Below are 16,734 nucleotides of genomic sequence, written 5' to 3'. Positions count from 1 at the left end.
GCCCGATGACCATGACCGAAGACCTGTTTACACAGCCGCATCTGGCCGACCGGCATCGTCAGCACACTGACCCGGTTTTGCAGCTGGAGAACATTAACGTCAGCTTTGACGGATTTAAGGCGCTGACCAATTTGTCGCTGAATATTGGCGTCGGCGAATTACGTTGTGTGATCGGCCCCAACGGCGCGGGGAAAACCACGCTGATGGACGTGATCACCGGCAAAACCAAACCACAAAGTGGCCGTGTTTTTTACGATCAGCGCACCGATTTGACCAAACTGGATCCGGTGCGCATTGCGCAGTCCGGCATTGGCCGTAAATTCCAGAAGCCGACGGTATTTGAAGCGCTGACCGTATTCGAAAATCTGGAGATCGCGCAGAAAACCAATAAATCGGTGTGGGTCTGCCTGCGCGCCAAAATGAACAGCGAACAGCGCGACCGCATTGATGACATGCTCGGCACCTTGCGTCTGGCGGCTGAACGCCATCGCCCGGCGGGTTTGCTGTCACACGGTCAGAAACAGTTTCTGGAAATCGGCATGCTGCTGGTGCAGGAGCCGCATTTATTACTGCTCGATGAACCGGCAGCAGGCATGACCGATGCCGAAACCGAATACACCGCCGAGCTGTTCAGACAGCTGGCTGGCAAACATTCGCTGATGGTGGTCGAGCACGATATGGGGTTTGTGGAAACCATCGCCGACCACGTGACGGTGCTGCATCAGGGGCAGGTTCTGGCCGAAGGTTCACTGCGTGAAGTGCAGGCCAACGAGCAGGTTATCGACGTGTATTTAGGGCGCTGAGGAATTGCATTATGTTGCAGGTAAATGAACTGAATCAGTTTTACGGCGGCAGCCACATTTTGCGCGGCCTGTCTTTTGAGGCAAAAATCGGCGAAGTGACCTGCCTGCTCGGTCGAAATGGCGTAGGGAAAACCACGCTGCTCAAATGTCTGATGGGGCTGATCCCGGCGAAATCCGGCACCATCAGATGGCAGGATCAGGTGATCAATTCCCGCAAACCGCACCAGCGCGTGCAGGCGGGCATTGCCTACGTCCCGCAGGGGCGCGAAATTTTTCCGCGTCTGACCGTCGAAGAAAATCTGCTGATGGGGTTGTCGCGTTTTTCCGGCAGCAATGCAAAGCAGGTGCCGGATGAAATCTACCATCTGTTCCCGATCCTTCTGGAAATGAAGCACCGGCGCGGCGGGGATTTGTCCGGCGGTCAGCAGCAACAGCTGGCGATTGGTCGCGCACTGGCCTGCAAACCGAACCTCCTGATCCTCGATGAACCCACCGAAGGCATTCAGCCGTCGGTCATCAAGGAAATCGGCGCCGTAATTAAACAACTCGCCGCCCGCGGCGACATGGCAATTCTGCTGGTCGAACAATTCTACGATTTCGCCGCCGAACTCGCCGACAGCTATCTGGTAATGTCGCGCGGCAGTATCATCAAACGCGGCCGCGGAGAAGAAATGGAAGCACAAGGCGTACGGGGGCTGGTGGCGATTTAATCGAAACTGACTTTTTCAAGACAAGCTGGTACTTTTCAGCCACATTTACAGCCATTTTTCGAATTCCGCTGAAAAGAATACAAAGTATGAAAATCAAAAGTCAGGAGGCTCTGGTGCGCCAGCGCAAGCGCTGGATAATGCTGGCAGTGCTGCTGGCGGTCATCGCTGCAGGCCATCAGTGGTGGAAACAAGGGAAACTCGTCTCCGAGCAGTGGAGTCCGAACAAACAGTATGTGGTGCGGGAATACCGAACCTTTGAATTTATCCCGCGCATGACCATGCCGGGCGACGGCGGGCATTACTCCGGCTACATGCGAGTCTACAATCGCGATGGCAAACAGTTTTACGAAGAGTATTCCGACCTGCTCGACTTTATAGAAGGGCCGTTCTGGGCGAAGGAAGGCGTTTACTGGATGGGCAATGATAATCAGGACATCGTACGGTTGCCGACGTCGCCGGTGGAGTGATTAACAGACACAAAAAAGCCGCGACATGCGCGGCTTTTCACATCTCAACCTAAGGTCGACACCTTAGCTTCTGACTTTACGGTAGATAAACAGTACGACGATCGCACCAATCACCGCGACAACGAAGCTGCCGAAGTTGAATCCGTCCACGCGTCCAAAGCCGAAGAAAGTACTGATATAACCACCCACAACGGCACCCACAACACCCAGGACTACGGTCAGAATAAATCCGCCGCCATCTTTGCCAGGCATGATCCATTTCGCCAGAATACCTGCAATCAGACCAAAGATAATCCAGGATAAAATTCCCATTTTCGACTCCTCCGAATAATTTTCCGTTACCGTGAATATTGTTCAACCAAGTTAGCCAAACAAAAGCAGAACGTTTTATGCTCTGCGAGCAGAACGTGTTTTTTACACGAACGCCCCTCTTCTTGAACTGCAACTAAAGTCTAGCACCGATTCTACAAAACCGCCCAAAATCAGCAGGAAGGGAGAGAATTGCAGAGAAATCTAAGGCAATTTCAGGCTCTGTCAGCACCAATACGGTTTCGTCAGCTGCCCGCATTCGCACGTAAAATTGCGTAAAAAGTAGACCAAATTTTTTGAACGAGATACTCAAATCAATCCGTTTTTCATCTCCACCTCTCGCGCCTATTATACATTCATCGAAAGGCAGCCACCTTTCACTCTCATAACCTGAATGGATAAATCATCATGAAAAACGTCAAAATTTTTGCTGTAGCTGCAACCCTTTCTCTGATTTCTTTTGGCAGCTTCGCGGCACAACAGATTACTCAGCCTTCCGGCGACATGAAGAAAATCGGCGTCATTTCTGCAGCTAACTCCACTACCCTTAGCGGTCTGGAAGCGAAATTATCTCAGCAGGCTAAAGACGCAGGCGCATCTTCTTACCGCATCATCTCTGTGACCGGTAACAACAAACTGCACGCTGACGCTGAAATCTATAAATAATCTCCCGCGTAAAACTCTCTGAAAAGCCTGTGGAAGCCCGACTTCCACAGGCTTTTTTATTTGCCAGTATTTTTATGCCGAATTTCGTTTAAATTCGCGATTGCAACTCTCCCATCCTGTTCACTATTCTGGTTTTTTCGCTCATCAGGAAAAGCCATGACCGTTACTGAATCTCTCCTGTCTTACGCGCTTGCTGCCGGAATTTTAACGCTGACACCGGGCCTTGATACCGCACTGGTTCTGCGCACGGCGGCCAGTCAGGGCAGCAAAAAAGCATTATTGTCAGCATTTGGCATCAGTACCGGCTGTCTTATCTGGGGCGCGATGGTGGCGCTCGGTTTAGGCGCGGTTCTGGCGGCGTCGGAAATGGCATTTACCCTGCTTAAGTGGACCGGCGCGGCTTATCTGGCCTGGCTCGGTCTGCAAATGCTGCTCAAACCGCGCAGCGAAATGAACATGGCCGCGTCTGAGACCAGCGGGAAAGTGTTACGCATCGGCAATTCTCCTTTTATAAGGGGATTGTTTGGCAATGTGCTGAACCCGAAAGTCGGTGTGTTTTATGTTTCTTTCCTGCCGCAGTTTGTCGCCACTGGCTATCCGGTCGGGCCGTATATTTTTGGGCTCGCCGCCATGCACGCCGTGATCGGTACGCTATGGTCCATCACCATGATTTCCGCCACGCGCCCGCTGTCGCGCTGGTTGCGCCGTCCCGCGGTGGTCAGAACCCTTGATCGATTAACCGGCACCATTTTTCTTGCCTTTGCAGTACGACTCGCTATGACTAAACGCTAACTAAAAGGAATCCTGTCATGAAGACCCGTCTCACCTATGCTCCGACCGAACATGATCTTGAAGAGATCAAAACAGCTCTGCGCACCTTCAACCGGAATTTTGTTCCACAGTCGAAATTTCGCGAGTTAGGTATTTTTGTGGAAGACGAGAACGGCAGCAAACAGGCGGGGATTGTGGCGGAAACGGTCGGCAACTGGATGTATATCCAAATGTTGTGGGTCGATGAGTCCTTACGCGGAAAAGATGTCGGAACGCAACTGATTGCAGAAGCGGAAGCAGAAGCTAAAACGCGGGGTTGCCGCTATTCGCTGGTGGATACCTTTAGTTTTCAGGCCCGTCCATTCTATGAGCGGATGGGTTACGAGATGAAGATGGCGCTGGAAGATTATATCCGCGATACCCGCACGCCTGAGGATGCGCCGTCTACCCATACCCGGTATTTCCTGACCAAGACATTAGGCTGAATGATCAACGCGCGGCTGCACTGGCCGCGCCATTTTTCAGTTATTTAGCCGACAGCGCCAGCCATTCCAGAACCGCAGGACGTTGCCACTGCGCTTGTGCGTACGCCGCCAGTTTCTCCGGCATCGCATCCCCGTTGAGCCGCAAACGGTTCAGCATCAGCGCCAGATCCACATCCGCAATGCTCCATTCACCAAACAGATGTTCTTTGCCGCCCAGCAAACGTTCGGCGGCGGCATACAACTTTTCCGCAGCCTGCTGCCCGTTAGCAGAAAGCGGCGGACATTTTGCGCCGGCAAACACCACTTCCGTTGAGCGTTCCTCGCGGATTGGCATCAGGTCACTGCGCAGCCACGCCTGCACTTCACGCGCTTTGGCACGGTTTTCCGGATCGGCCGGATAGATAGCCGGAAACGTCGGCGCAGGAAAAAGCTCTTCAACGTACTCATCAATCGCCGAAGATTCGGATAACACAAACGTGCCGTTGATCAGCGTCGGAACGCGACGGGTCATGGACAGCGCTGAATACGTTTCTTTCAGGTTCTCCGCATCCGCCAGGCTGACCGTTTCCAGTTCAAACGGGATGCCCTTTTCAGTCAGCGCCACAAAAGCAGACATCACGTAAGGACTGAAAAAATTAGCATCAGAATACAAAATCAGCGAAGACTGGCTCATGGAAATCTCCTGAAAAAATAAAGCAAAAGGAAGAAAAACATAGCGCAGAAAGGAGGGTGTGTCGTTAAAAAAACCGATATTTCAGTTCTCCTGCCCGGTGTAAAACCCCCTCCCAGCCTCGCCCTTCGCAGGGAGGAGCAAAAACGCGATCTGCTCCCTCCCCTGCGAAGTGGAGGGTTGGGGTGGGGTATTAATGGCATCTGCGTCGCTATTATTTCAGCCGGAACACCTGAACTATTTCATTCAGGCGACGCGCCTGATCTTCCAGAGAAGCCGAAGCAGCTGATGCTTCCTGAACCAGCGCGGAGTTCTGTTGCGTGACGCCATCCATTTCATGAACCGCCTGGGTTACCTGACTGATACCGCGTGATTGTTCATCAGACGCCGAGACGATTTCGCTCATGATATCGCGCACATCCGTGACCGCTTTCATGATTTCTTTCATCGTTTCGCCGGCATTTTTCACCAGCCCGACACCGTGATCCACACGACGTGTCGATTCTTCAATCAGGGCTGAAATCTCTTTCACCGCATCGGCGCTGCGCTGCGCCAGACTGCGCACTTCCGAGGCCACTACCGCAAATCCGCGCCCTTGCTCACCTGCACGCGCGGCTTCAACAGCGGCGTTGAGCGCCAGAATATTGGTCTGAAACGCGATGCCATTAATCACGGAGGTAATTTCAGAAATACGCCGCGAACTGTCGTCAATTTCTCCCATGATGCCGACAACATCCGTCATGATACTGTCGCCCTTCCCGGCAATTTTCGTGGCATTCGCGGTCAGTTCTGTCGCCACATGGGCGTTATCGGCATTTTGTTTTACTGTTGCCGTCAGCTGTTCCATGCTGGCCGCAGTCTCTTCCAGCGCCGCTGCCTGTTGTTCAGTTCGCGAGGCCAGATCGATATTGCCCGCCGCGATTTGGGATGCACCGCTGCCGACGGCATGGCTGGTGGAAATGATGTCATTAACTACATGACGCAGCTGAGATTGCATGGTTTGCAGCGCAAAGAAGATGCTCGACTGATCATTTTTCTGCGTGACAATCGGATGTGTCAGATCGCCATCCGCTACCGTCAGTGCAATCTTTGCCGCATCGGAAGGTTCGCCGCCCACGGGGCGTAACACCTTGCGTGTAAAGATAACGCTTAGCACCGCAAAGACCACGATGATGCTCAGTACCATCAGCGCCAGCGCGTAATATAGCTGTCGGGTGCTTTCTTTCATCACCGCTTTCACGGGGGCCACGATACCCAGCATCCACGGGGTGCCGGTGTTACCGATCTGAATCGGCACAAACTCGGAAAACGCCTTTTCGCCCAGCACCGGATCCTGCTGTTCACGGCTGATCACCTGCCCGCTCTGAATGCTTTTAAGCAATGACGGATCATTTTCCAGCTTATGAGTAATCTGGTCTTTTTTCGGCGAAGAAATGTAATTGCCCGACTGTGAAAACAGCATCGCATAGCCGGTGCCATGATAAGGTTTGATGCTATTCACCAGCGTCTGCAGGGTTTGCAGGGAGAAATCCGCCGTGACCGAACCGAGGAATTTGCCATCCACCATAATCGGCACAGCAATTGACGTCAGGAGCGTATCCACGCCGTTATACGGGTAGCTATAAGGCTCAAGGATCACCTCTTTTTGCAGCTTGCGCGGCAGCAGATAATAATCACCGCTGCTCGGCGTTTCGTAATCCGTGAGGTTATGCAAAATGACGTTACCGCTGGTATCCCGGTCAACATAACGGACATAGCGCCCATCCGGATCCTGCCCTTCCTTCGCGGCGAGGTCTTCATCTTTGCCATCAAAAGCGTCCGGCTCCCAGGCCAGCGACATAGAGAGAAAATCCGGGTGACTTTTCAGGGCATTTTGTAAAAGGGTATCGGCCAGCTTGCGGTCAGCATGTCCGGCTTCACGCAGGCTTATCATGCTCTGAACCAGGTCGCGGGCAGCGTGCAGTGCGGTATCGAGTTTCTGACGGGCCAGATAGCCGTCGGTGCTGGCGGTTTGTTGCAGATAACGGCGGGCAATGTCGCGCTGCTGATTGGCAGACTGCAAGCTAAGCAATCCGACCGTAATAATATAACCCAGGCTGATAGTCATCAGCCCGACAATCAGCATCAGCGTACGGGTACGCATCGGCTTCTTAGGAGCATTTTTCTTTGTTGCAGCCTCAACTCTGGCCGCCGGTGAAAGCGCCTGCATCTGACTCATAAATTACCCCGGAACAGAAAACGTACTGTGAAAACTCACGATGAAATAACGCGGATGATCTGTCCCTGATGCTGGCCCGGCAGAAGCGGGAATTCCGTTATCGTCTGAATTATCGGCAACAGGCGGAGATGCTTTAGCCAAAACGGTAAAAAGCCGGTCGCCAAAGATAAACGTTCGCATCCTGCTCACGTCTCCCTATACTGCTGTTATGTCGGCTGATTCAGCACCTTTCCAGGAAACTCCTATGAAGTCATGGCTCTTACCTCTTTTGTTGCTTGCGCCACTGTGTTCGCAAGCGGCTTCCACGCCGAAAGAAATTAAAGCGCGATTCAGCCAGTTTAAGGTCGGGGATAAAACCATTTGCCTGGATGACGTGACGTATGCCAACAACAGCAAAATGAAAGTCATTGAAAATGGCTTTGTGGTATCGAAGCGGAAAAACGTGCTGATTTATCAGAGTAATACGCTGTTTTTGCTGGGAAATGACATCACGGTGAATATCAAGGCAATTATCGAAAGCCGCGCGGGGAAAACCGCCTTCAACAACCAGTTCAAGCAGGCCATGATTCAGGTTGACGGCCTCGACGATCCGGCGCGAGCCAATGAGAAAGCGAAAATCATTCAGTCATTCGAAGAGGTGATTTCCGACAAGCATAACGAAACGCCTTACAGTTCCGTGGCGCTGACCGATAAGGGCTACATCATCACGCAGGCCGAAAGCCATTCCACGACCATCAGCGAATGCTACGTAACGCCTTACAAGAAGCCGGAAAACAACAAATAAATCAGAAGGAAATGATGACTATTTTAGCGCCGATGAGTGCCGCGTTTTACCCGAACTTTGCTGAACAGCTGGCAAAAGATTATGCCGAAGAGAACGTAACAGCCGGTCTGTGGCGGGCGGATACCGCGCTGGAACGGGCGCGCAGTTCTACGCAAAGTGCACTGCCACAAGGTATTGATACGCCGGATCAGTATCTTTTCGAGATTAAAACCGAAGAGAACGGCGAAACAGCAGGCTATTTATGGTTTTCTAACGTGGAACGTTATGGCGTACGCAGCGCGTTCGTCTACGAGCTGACGGTGTTTCCGCAATTCCGTCGTCAGGGTCATGCGGCGGCAGCGTTCAGACTGATGGAAGAACGCCTGCAGGAACAGGGCTGTGTGGCAATCGAACTGAATGTCTTTGCCAGCAATCCCGGTGCGCAGGCGCTGTACGCCAGCCTGGGTTACGTCACGACCAAAATGAATATGCGTAAACCGCTTAACGCTGATATTTAATAAATTCGGTCAGCGTACCAATACGGTCATACAATTTGCGGGCCGTATGGTTGCTGGTTTTCGTCGTCCAGTAGACGTTAGCTTTGTCGTGCTGGTCGGCGTAAGCGTAAACCGCTTCAATCAGTTTCTGCCCGATCCCCAGTTTGCGCGCGCTGTCATCAACGTATAAATCCTGCAAATAAACCACCTGCTGCATGTGCCAGCCGTGATCGTGATTGATACAGTTCACCAGCCCGACCAGTTTCCCCTCGTATTCCGCCACATAGCCAAACATGCTGGCGTAGTCAGGCTGCGACAGACGCGTGAAAGTGTAATCAAACTGCGCCGGATCCAGCCCCGACTGGTAAAAATCCAGATAAGCACGCCACAGAATTTCCCAACCATCGCGGTCAGCAGGCGTTAACGGACGGATCACAACATCTTGCGGCTGGCTCATCGGTTCATTCTCCTCAGGCAATGAAAACGTTACGGACGCGAATGCGGATAATGTATCAGGTCGTGGAAACGCACGGAATGGCCGCTTTCGTTGCGGTAGGCATGCGGGCAATCGGCGGCAAAACGCAGCGCCTCGCCGGCACCCAGCACGCGCGTTACGTCATCAACGGTCAGCGTCAGTTCACCTTCAATCACAATCACATGCTCGATAACACCGGCTTCGTGAGGCGTGGATTCGCTGCACCCGCCCGGTTCGAGATCGATAACAAACATGTCCATACGCAACGTGGTGTCGTAGGGAAATAACGGCACAACGCGCATTCCTGAGGTTTTACTGTTGAACGTGGTCAGTAGGCCGTGGCGATGCAACGCGGCTGACTGTTCTGGCGGCGTTTCAAGAAATTCCGAAAATGACACATTCAGGCCGCTGGCGATTTTCCACAATGTCGCCACTGTCGGGCTGGATTCGCCACGCTCAATTTGCCCGAGCATCGCCTTACTGACGCCGGTTTTTTCAGCCGCCTGGGTGAGACTCCAGCCGCGTTCGCTGCGCACGGCTTTCAGCTGGCTGCCAATGTGGCGGGTGAGTTCCTGCATAGTATCTCCTCTGCGACGATGATCGTTCATCGCCATTGTGCGTTATAACGCACAGTGATATCTTGAGCGCATTCGATGTGCGCTATAACGCACAACAGCATACCGCCAGCGTCCGCTAACCAGAAGGATTTTCACCATGGCCTCGCGTTTCAGTTTGCAGGATTTAACCTTTTCGGCGGTAATCGCAGGATTTGTCGCGGTTTTAGTCGGTTATACCAGCTCTGCGGCGATTATCTTTCAGGCAGCGGAAGCAGCGGGGGCCAGTGTGGCGCAAATCGGCGGCTGGCTGAGTATGCTCGGCCTGGGGATGGGCGTCACCAGCATAGGTCTTTCGCTGTATTACCGCACGCCGGTAGTCACCGCCTGGTCAACGCCCGGCGCGGCGTTGCTGGTCACCAGCCTGCCCGGTACCTCGCTTAACGAGGCGATTGGGGTGTTTATTTTTGCCACCGGGCTTATCCTGCTGTGCGGCGTGACCGGCTTATTCGCCCGGCTGATGCATTACATTCCGCAGGCACTGTCAGCAGCGATGCTGGGCGGCATTCTGCTGCGTTTCGGGCTGAACGCGTTTACCTCGCTGCAAAGCAATTTCGCCCTCGCGGGCAGCATGTGTCTGGTTTATCTGCTGGTGAAACGCGCGCTGCCCCGCTATGCGGTGGTGCTTGCGCTGGCCGCCGGGCTGATCGTCGCCGGATTGCAGGGTGAGATTGCGCTGCACGGCCAGACGCTGACCTTCGCGGCTCCGGCATTTGTGATGCCGCATTTCACGCTTTCCTCGATTATCGGCATCGGCATTCCGTTTTTTGTCGTGACCATGGCTTCACAAAACGCACCGGGGATCGCCACGCTGAAAGCGCACGGCTATCACCTGCCCGTTTCTCCGCTGATTTCGTGGACCGCGCTCACCGCGTTAATTCTGGCACCGTTCGGCGGATTTACTATCTGTATCGCCGCCATTACCGCCGCAATCTGTATGGGCGAGGATATCCATCCTGATCCGAAAAAACGTTATATGGCTGCTGTCGCGGCAGGGGTTTTCTATCTGATTGCCGGCGTGTTTGGCGGCTCTATCGGCATGGTCTTTACCGCGCTGCCGGAAGCACTGATTCACACCATCGCCGGACTGGCGTTACTCGGCACCATTGCGGGCAGTTTGTACCGCGCACTGGAAAACGAACATCAGCGCGACGCGGCAATTATCACTTTTCTGATCACCGCATCCGGCGTCACGCTGCTGGGCATCGGTTCGGCATTCTGGGGGCTGGCGGGCGGCGTAATTACGCATCTGATCCTGAGTATTCCGGCGCGAAACCGTGATAAATCCGCCGGGAAAGGTTGAGTCCGTTCAAGTTATGGGTAACAGGTTTTCGTAACACGGCACAAGGTGATGACGATCACATTTTCTGACCGGCAAACCCTCTTTACTGGGCACAATCAGGCCCTTTAAAGAGCGAGAATTCCATGACTATTGCCACACAATCCTGCGTCGTGACCGGGAAAAAAGACGTTTCGGTGATCAACCAGACTATCGACTACACCGGCCAGGGCACGCTGGTCAAAATTACCCGCGGCGGCATTTGCGGTTCCGATCTGCATTACTACGAACACGGCGCGGTGGGCGATTTCAAAGTGCGTGAGGCAATGGTGCTCGGTCACGAAGTGGTCGGAGTGGTGGAGAAATCGGATAACCCGGATTTGCAGCCCGGTCAGAAAGTGGCGCTGAATCCGAGTAAGCCGTGCAAGGCCTGCAAATATTGCCTGTCCGGCGATGAAAATCAGTGCACTACCATGAAATTCTTCGGCAGCGCAATGTACTTCCCGCACATCAATGGCGCGTTCACGCAATACAAAATCGTCGACAGCGCCCAGTGTATTCCTTACGACAATCAGGTCAGCGACCGTCTGATGGTGTTCGCCGAACCGCTGGCTGTCGCCATTCATGCCGTGAACCAGGCGGGTGATATTCATGGCAAAAATGTGTTTGTGTCCGGCGTCGGCCCGATCGGTTGCCTGATTGTGCTGGCGGCGAAAGCCAAAGGCGCAGCGCAAATCGTGGTGACTGACCCGAGCGAACGCTGCCGCACGCTGGCACTGACCGTGGGCGCAAGCAAAGCGCTGGATGCCGCACAGGGCGATTTCAGCGAATATCAGGCAGAGAAAGGTTTCTTCGATGTGGCCTTTGACGCCTCCGGCCATCCGTCTTCCATCCGACGCTGTCTGGAAGTCACCCGCGCACGTGGCACGCTGGTGCAGGTCGGCATGGGACCGGTGGTGAATGAATTCCCGCTGATGATGCTGATTGCCAAAGAAATTAACTGGGTCGGCAGCTTCCGCTTCACCGAAGAATTCAATACCGCAGTTGAATGGCTGGCGAATAAAACCGTCGATCCGATGCCGTTACTGTCGGCGGAATTCCCGCAGGAAAGTCTGGTGGAAGCTCTGGACTACGCGATGGATAAATCCAGAGCGTCGAAAGTGCAGCTGGTTTTCTAGTTCAGTCTGCAACAACACTCACAATATCAAAACAACGTTTCATTTTATGATGTCCTCTGATTTTTATCCTCAGAGGACATTTGCATTATGGTAAAGGACAACGCGAAAAAGCAGGTCGCATTGCTGCTGGCAGACGGATTTGAAGAAGGCGAAGCAGTGATTGTGCTCGATATTCTCGAGCGGCTGGAGATTCAGGTCACCACGCTGGCCTGTCAGAAAAACCTGACGCTGCGCACCTATCACGGCATTCAGATGCAGGCCAACGAACTGCTGTCTGCGCAGGGCGACCGTTTATTCGATGCCGTCGTCATGCCCGGTGGCCCGGAAGGCTCAGTGGCGCTGGCGGCCAGCAAAGAGGTGGTAGAATTTGTCCGTCGCCACGATGAAGCCGGTAAACTGATCTGCCCGCTGTGCTCCGCTGCGGCACGCGTGCTGGGCGGAAACGGCCTGCTGAAAGGCCGTCGCTACGTGTGTTCCGGCGATTTATACCAGGACGTGAAAGACGGCATTTACGTCAATCAGTCCTTTGTAGAAGACGGCAACCTGCTGAGCGGTAAAGGATTAGGGCTGGCATTCGATTTCGCTTTCCAGCTGGCGTACCGTCTGACCGGTGATGCCGAAACTACCAATTTCCAGGCCGACCATATCGATTATCACCACTGGCGCGCCGGCCAGAAACTTTGATCAAAATGCTGTGATTAACACGCTGAACTTCCGGCGGATGGCGAAGGTCGTCCGCCGCTGTCAGCATCATGTCCGTTTTTGGCATTCTCCCTTCTCTCTTTCAGGCGCACACTGATTCTACACTCATCAGATGGAGTCCGAAAATGACACGCAGTGCCCTGTTAAACATCGACGTTCAGCGTTCCTTCGAACATAAAGATTTCTGGCAGAAGGATGATTTACCGGCTTTCAGCACGGCATTAACCCGTCTGATCGACGGCTGTCAGACCCGCAATGTGCCGGTCATCGACGTGTTTCACGTCAATCCTGATGGCGTATTTTCGCTGGATTCCGGCCTGGTCACGCCGATGTCTTTTCTCAGTCATCAGCCGCAACACGTCGTGCATAAACACGTCCACAATTCCCTGACAGAATCCGGCCTCGATGGCTGGCTGCGCGAAAATGGCATCACGCATCTGATCATCGCCGGAATGCGCACCGAACAGTGTTGCGAAACGACGGCGCGCGTGGCGTCCGATCTGGGTTATTCGGTCACCTTTGTGACTGAAGCGACGCTGACCTTCCCGATGACCCACGCCAGCGGCGTCACGCTGAGCGCGCAGGAGATTAAACTGCGTACCGAACTGGTTCTCGCCGATCGCTTTGCCACCATCACCGACGTAACCGGTGCGCTGGCGGAACTTGACCGCGCTGTGTGAAGATAGCGTTTTCCCCTGCGGACGGATAAAGCACTATGCAGCGAAATGTCTACTTTGTGACGCTCCCCGGCGTGATGTCTTTGGATCTGACCGGTCCGGCAGAAGCGTTGCGCCTGAGCGGGCAATTCCACCTGCATTACATCGGACCACAGGCGGAAGTCGTGATGTCTACTGGCCTGACGGTCAGCCATTTGCAGCCACTGCCGCCAGGTCTGCCCGCAGGCAGTATTCTGATCATGCCGGGCGTGGCGGAATCCACTGAAAACTTTGCCTCGCCGGTCGCGCAAATAGCCTGCGACTGGCTGCATCAGCAGAAAAGCGCCATTGAGGCAGGGGATTTAACGCTGGTGTGTATCTGTTCCGGCAGCCTGCTGGCCGGGAAAGCCGGGCTGCTCGACGGCTATCAGTGCACCACACATCACGATGTGATCGACCGTTTACGCCAGCAGGTACCCGCCGCGCAGGTGAAGGATAACCGGATATTTGTCGAAGACCGCTCGGTGCTGACCAGCGCGGGCATCAGCGCCGGTATCGATCTGGCGCTGCATCTGATCGCCACCCATCTGGGGCCGCAGGCCGCGCTGGATGTCGCCCGCGAAATGGTGGTGTATTTCCGCCGTGGCGGTGATGACCCGCAACTTTCACCGTGGCTGCGTTATCGCAACCACCTGCATCACGCCGTACACCGCGCGCAAAACCTGATGGCCGCCGAACCGGAATCCGCCTGGCAGGTAGAGGACGTCGCTGTCAGAGCACACATCAGCAGCCGCCATCTCACCCGCTTGTTCCGCCAGCATCTGGGGATCAGCGTGCGTGATTACCACGAGCAACTGCGCATCGCCATCGCACAACAACGCCTGCAACAGGGCGCGGGCATAGAAAAAGCTGCGCTGGCCGCCGGATTCTCGTCCGCAAGACAGTTCAGACGGGCGCAGGAAAGGTGGGAGGGCAGGCTTTAACTCACCCAGTTCCGCCGGTCTATTTTTCCCAGCCCCAACGCCAGTAATAAACCGCCACCGAGCCCGCAGGCGAAGAGATACGCGATATTCAGAAGCGGATATTGCGGGAAGTCGAGATGCTGGCTGCGCAGACCGATGATGATCAGCGCATGAAAGCCGTAGATAGCCAGAGAATGGCGGGAGATCAGCGCAAATCCCGGCAGAATACCTTTCGCCAGCACGTTTTTGAAAACCACAAACAGCGACATCGCAGAAATAAACACCAGCGGACCGCTGTAGACGTAGAACGTGTCGGCGAAATTCTGGTTAATCTGCATCTGCCGGTAAGTGCCCGTAGCAATCGCCAGCGTGCTGAGAAGGAATATGACGCTTGCCGTCACTGTGACCGGTTTTTTTTCGGTATTAAGCTGGCTGACGGCGCGCCCCATCAGGGCATACAAGACGTAATAGAAGGTATCGCCACTGATATACAAATCCAGCGGCAGAAGATGGATTTTCTGCCACGTCACTACCGGCAGTTGGGGATTTGCCAGCACACCGAGCAGCATTCCGGCGATCAACAGGTACTTTCCTGAAACAGATTTAACGTTAATCAGCGGGGAAAGCAGGTAGATCACGATAATCGCATAGAAAAACCAAAGGTGATAAAACACCGGTTTTTCCAGAATGAGACGCAAAGACGGCCAAAAACCGATTTTTGTCATCGTGAGTATATAGAGCAGCGAGACGGTGCTGTAAAAAAGCAGGCATAAAGTGATGCGCAGGAAATGCCGTTTTTGCGCGCTTTTCTCACCAAAAAATAGTACGCCGGAAATCATAAAAAACAGCGGTACACAGACGCGCGAGGCCGAATTGAGCAGGTTTGCCACCGTCCATTCAGCGGAGTGCATCGCAGCGAAATTGACCACCAGCGACGTGCTGGCGTGGATCATTACCACCATTATGCAGGCGAGCGCGCGCAGATTATCTATCCAGCTTATTTTTTGGCTCATTACCTGCAAATCCCCTGTTTTCGATGTTCGCTTTGCAGCCTAGCGAGCTTTTGAGCGGCTAACAAGGCAAAAGCACTGATCTCAGATTGTGCTGAACATGGATCAGAAGATTGCGTTGCGCTCAAATAATCGGCAAAATAGTCCGCATTACTGCCTCGCTTGCGAAACCCGCCCGGACAGTCTCTTATTTTCTGCTAATTTTTCAACCGATTAGCCTTACGTCTGTGAATAACTAAAAATGCATAATTCTCCAAATACTGCGTCCATACTGGGTCGGCAGGCGCTTTTGTTCCCTCTGTGTCTGGTGCTTTTCGAGTTCGCGACCTATATCGGCAACGATATGATCCAACCGGGCATGCTGGCCGTCGTGGCTAATTTCAATGCCGGGGAAGAATGGGTGCCAACATCCATGACCGCTTATCTCGCTGGCGGTATGTTCCTGCAATGGCTGCTCGGACCGCTGTCAGATCGCCGCGGGCGTCGTCCGGTGATGCTGACCGGCGTGACCTTTTTCATCATCACCTGCCTGGCGATTTTGTTCGTACAAAACATCGAGCAGTTTATGGTGATGCGTTTCCTGCAAGGCATCAGCCTGTGCTTTATCGGCGCTGTCGGTTATGCCGCAATACAGGAATCCTTCGAAGAATCGGTGTGTATCAAAATCACCGCCATGATGGCTAACGTCGCGCTCATTGCGCCGTTGCTCGGCCCGCTGGCCGGTGCGGCGCTGATCCACGTTGCGCCGTGGCAGTCGATGTTTGTGATTTTTGCCGTGCTCGCCGCCATCGCGCTGTGGGGTTTGTGGAAATCTATGCCGGAAACAGCTTCCCGTTTGGGCGAACCGTTCTCCATGCCCAGCCTGTTGCGCGATTACAAACACGTGCTGAAAAACCGTCAGTTCGTGTGTGGTGCGCTGGCGATCGGTTTTGCCAGCCTGCCGCTGCTGACATGGATTGCGCAGTCGCCGGTGATTTTAATCAGCGGCGAAGGCTTAGCTGCCTATGATTATGGCCTGTTGCAGGTGCCGATTTTCGGCGCGCTGATTATCGGTAACGTGACGCTGGCGCGTCTGACCGGCAAACGCACTGTCGAATACCTGATTAAGCTGGGCGCGGGACCGATGGTTGTCGGTTTGCTGATCGCTGCGGCAGCCACGATGTTTTCTGCGCACGCCTATCTGTGGATGACTGCCGGTCTGAGCCTGTATGCGTTCGGAATTGGTGTGGCGAATGCCGGTTTGTACCGCCTGACGCTGTTCTCCAGCGACATGAGTAAAGGCACGGTTTCTGCCGCCATGGGCGTCATCAGCATGATGATTTTCACGGTCGGGATTGAGCTGGCAAAAGTGGCTTATGTCGAAGGCGGTGCGGGAATGTTTAACATGTTCAACCTGATAAGCGGCCTCGCCTGGCTGGCGCTGGTAGTGGTGTTTCTTCGCAGCCGTCAGGTTGTGCTGCCGCCGAACAGCGTAGTGTGATTTCGATCTGAGTCGCCTG

General features: G+C 54.0%; 19 protein-coding genes and 1 pseudogene. 14 read left to right on the top strand and 6 right to left on the bottom strand.

All coding sequences use genetic code 11. From position 1 onward, the window contains the following. Window positions 1-5 precede the first annotated feature (5 nt). From urtD to J1778_RS06615, 3 genes are all read left to right on the top strand, one after another. Window positions 6-803: an urea ABC transporter ATP-binding protein UrtD gene (urtD, locus tag J1778_RS06625; protein WP_217172542.1), complete on the top strand. Its 798-nt coding sequence runs from the start codon at window positions 6-8 to the stop codon at window positions 801-803. A gap of 11 nt (window positions 804-814) precedes the next feature. Next, on the top strand, window positions 815-1,513 hold the full coding sequence (urtE, locus tag J1778_RS06620; protein WP_217172499.1) for an urea ABC transporter ATP-binding subunit UrtE: 699 nt from the start codon (window positions 815-817) through the stop codon (window positions 1,511-1,513). Between the two features lie 86 nt (window positions 1,514-1,599). Further along, window positions 1,600-1,980 carry a hypothetical protein gene (locus J1778_RS06615; RefSeq protein ID WP_217172498.1) on the top strand — a complete coding sequence of 127 codons (381 nt, stop codon included), beginning with the start codon at window positions 1,600-1,602 and terminating at the stop codon, window positions 1,978-1,980. Between the two features lie 63 nt (window positions 1,981-2,043). Here the strand turns inward: J1778_RS06615 and J1778_RS06610 are convergent, their stop codons facing one another. Beyond that, window positions 2,044-2,292 (bottom strand): GlsB/YeaQ/YmgE family stress response membrane protein, encoded by a 249-nt coding sequence (locus J1778_RS06610; RefSeq protein ID WP_013573417.1) that lies wholly within the window; start codon window positions 2,290-2,292, stop codon window positions 2,044-2,046. 405 nt (window positions 2,293-2,697) lie between these two features. Here J1778_RS06610 and bhsA point away from each other — a divergent pair, with 405 nt between their 5' ends. From bhsA to J1778_RS06595, 3 genes are all read left to right on the top strand, one after another. Further along, entirely contained in the window at window positions 2,698-2,955 is a 258-nt protein-coding gene (gene bhsA / locus J1778_RS06605) for a multiple stress resistance protein BhsA (RefSeq protein ID WP_217172497.1), read from the top strand. 156 nt (window positions 2,956-3,111) lie between these two features. Continuing rightward, window positions 3,112-3,747, top strand: a complete 636-nt coding sequence (locus tag J1778_RS06600; protein WP_217172496.1) for a LysE family translocator — start codon at window positions 3,112-3,114, stop codon at window positions 3,745-3,747. Window positions 3,748-3,764: 17 nt separating this feature from the next. Next, a complete protein-coding gene (locus J1778_RS06595; RefSeq protein WP_217172495.1) occupies window positions 3,765-4,211 on the top strand; it encodes a GNAT family N-acetyltransferase in 447 nt (148 codons plus the stop codon). A 40-nt stretch (window positions 4,212-4,251) separates the two neighbouring features. Here J1778_RS06595 and yfcF read toward each other — a convergent pair whose 3' ends face one another. After that, window positions 4,252-4,884: a glutathione transferase gene (gene yfcF, locus J1778_RS06590; protein WP_217172494.1), complete on the bottom strand. Its 633-nt coding sequence runs from the start codon at window positions 4,882-4,884 to the stop codon at window positions 4,252-4,254. Between the two features lie 211 nt (window positions 4,885-5,095). Continuing rightward, window positions 5,096-7,090 (bottom strand): methyl-accepting chemotaxis protein, encoded by a 1,995-nt coding sequence (locus J1778_RS06585; RefSeq protein ID WP_420804067.1) that lies wholly within the window; start codon window positions 7,088-7,090, stop codon window positions 5,096-5,098. A gap of 253 nt (window positions 7,091-7,343) precedes the next feature. Between J1778_RS06585 and J1778_RS06580 the strand changes: the two genes are divergently transcribed. Both J1778_RS06580 and J1778_RS06575 read left to right on the top strand, forming a co-directional pair. After that, the gene (locus J1778_RS06580) at window positions 7,344-7,883 is read left to right on the top strand and encodes a hypothetical protein (protein WP_217172493.1); all 540 of its coding nucleotides are present in this window, start codon (window positions 7,344-7,346) and stop codon (window positions 7,881-7,883) included. A gap of 11 nt (window positions 7,884-7,894) precedes the next feature. Further along, the gene (locus J1778_RS06575; RefSeq protein ID WP_238484591.1) at window positions 7,895-8,380 is read left to right on the top strand and encodes a GNAT family N-acetyltransferase; all 486 of its coding nucleotides are present in this window, start codon (window positions 7,895-7,897) and stop codon (window positions 8,378-8,380) included. Here J1778_RS06575 and J1778_RS06570 read toward each other — a convergent pair. Beyond that, entirely contained in the window at window positions 8,364-8,816 is a 453-nt protein-coding gene (locus J1778_RS06570; protein ID WP_217172492.1) for a GNAT family N-acetyltransferase, read from the bottom strand. The two genes, J1778_RS06575 and J1778_RS06570, sit on opposite strands and share 17 nt — an antisense overlap. Window positions 8,817-8,845: 29 nt before the next feature. Beyond that, window positions 8,846-9,412 carry a helix-turn-helix domain-containing protein gene (locus J1778_RS06565; RefSeq protein ID WP_217172491.1) on the bottom strand — a complete coding sequence of 189 codons (567 nt, stop codon included), beginning with the start codon at window positions 9,410-9,412 and terminating at the stop codon, window positions 8,846-8,848. A 136-nt stretch (window positions 9,413-9,548) separates the two neighbouring features. Here J1778_RS06565 and J1778_RS06560 point away from each other — a divergent pair, with 136 nt between their 5' ends. From J1778_RS06560 to J1778_RS06540, 5 genes and pseudogenes are all read left to right on the top strand, one after another. After that, window positions 9,549-10,751, top strand: a complete 1,203-nt coding sequence (locus J1778_RS06560) for a benzoate/H(+) symporter BenE family transporter (RefSeq protein WP_217172490.1) — start codon at window positions 9,549-9,551, stop codon at window positions 10,749-10,751. A gap of 122 nt (window positions 10,752-10,873) precedes the next feature. Beyond that, complete coding sequence (gene idnD, locus J1778_RS06555) at window positions 10,874-11,905, top strand: L-idonate 5-dehydrogenase (RefSeq protein ID WP_217172489.1); 1,032 nt, start codon at window positions 10,874-10,876, stop codon at window positions 11,903-11,905. A gap of 87 nt (window positions 11,906-11,992) precedes the next feature. Further along, window positions 11,993-12,589 (top strand): DJ-1/PfpI family protein, encoded by a 597-nt coding sequence (locus J1778_RS06550; RefSeq protein WP_217172488.1) that lies wholly within the window; start codon window positions 11,993-11,995, stop codon window positions 12,587-12,589. A 143-nt stretch (window positions 12,590-12,732) separates the two neighbouring features. Then, window positions 12,733-13,275: pseudogene (locus J1778_RS06545) on the top strand (isochorismatase family protein); the annotation flags it as partial. Between the two features lie 47 nt (window positions 13,276-13,322). Next, the gene (locus J1778_RS06540) at window positions 13,323-14,246 is read left to right on the top strand and encodes a GlxA family transcriptional regulator (protein ID WP_217172486.1); all 924 of its coding nucleotides are present in this window, start codon (window positions 13,323-13,325) and stop codon (window positions 14,244-14,246) included. Here the strand turns inward: J1778_RS06540 and J1778_RS06535 are convergent. Next, window positions 14,243-15,238, bottom strand: coding sequence for an acyltransferase (locus J1778_RS06535; RefSeq protein ID WP_217172485.1), 996 nt, complete (start codon window positions 15,236-15,238; stop codon window positions 14,243-14,245). The genes J1778_RS06540 and J1778_RS06535 overlap by 4 nt on opposite strands. 238 nt (window positions 15,239-15,476) lie before the next feature. Between J1778_RS06535 and J1778_RS06530 the strand changes: the two genes are divergently transcribed. Continuing rightward, window positions 15,477-16,715: an MFS transporter gene (locus J1778_RS06530; protein ID WP_217172484.1), complete on the top strand. Its 1,239-nt coding sequence runs from the start codon at window positions 15,477-15,479 to the stop codon at window positions 16,713-16,715. Window positions 16,716-16,734: the final 19 nt, after the last annotated feature.

Source organism: Rahnella bonaserana (assembly GCF_019049675.1).
Classification (GTDB): domain Bacteria; phylum Pseudomonadota; class Gammaproteobacteria; order Enterobacterales; family Enterobacteriaceae; genus Rahnella; species Rahnella bonaserana.
This window is presented reverse-complemented; position numbering and strand designations above follow the sequence as displayed.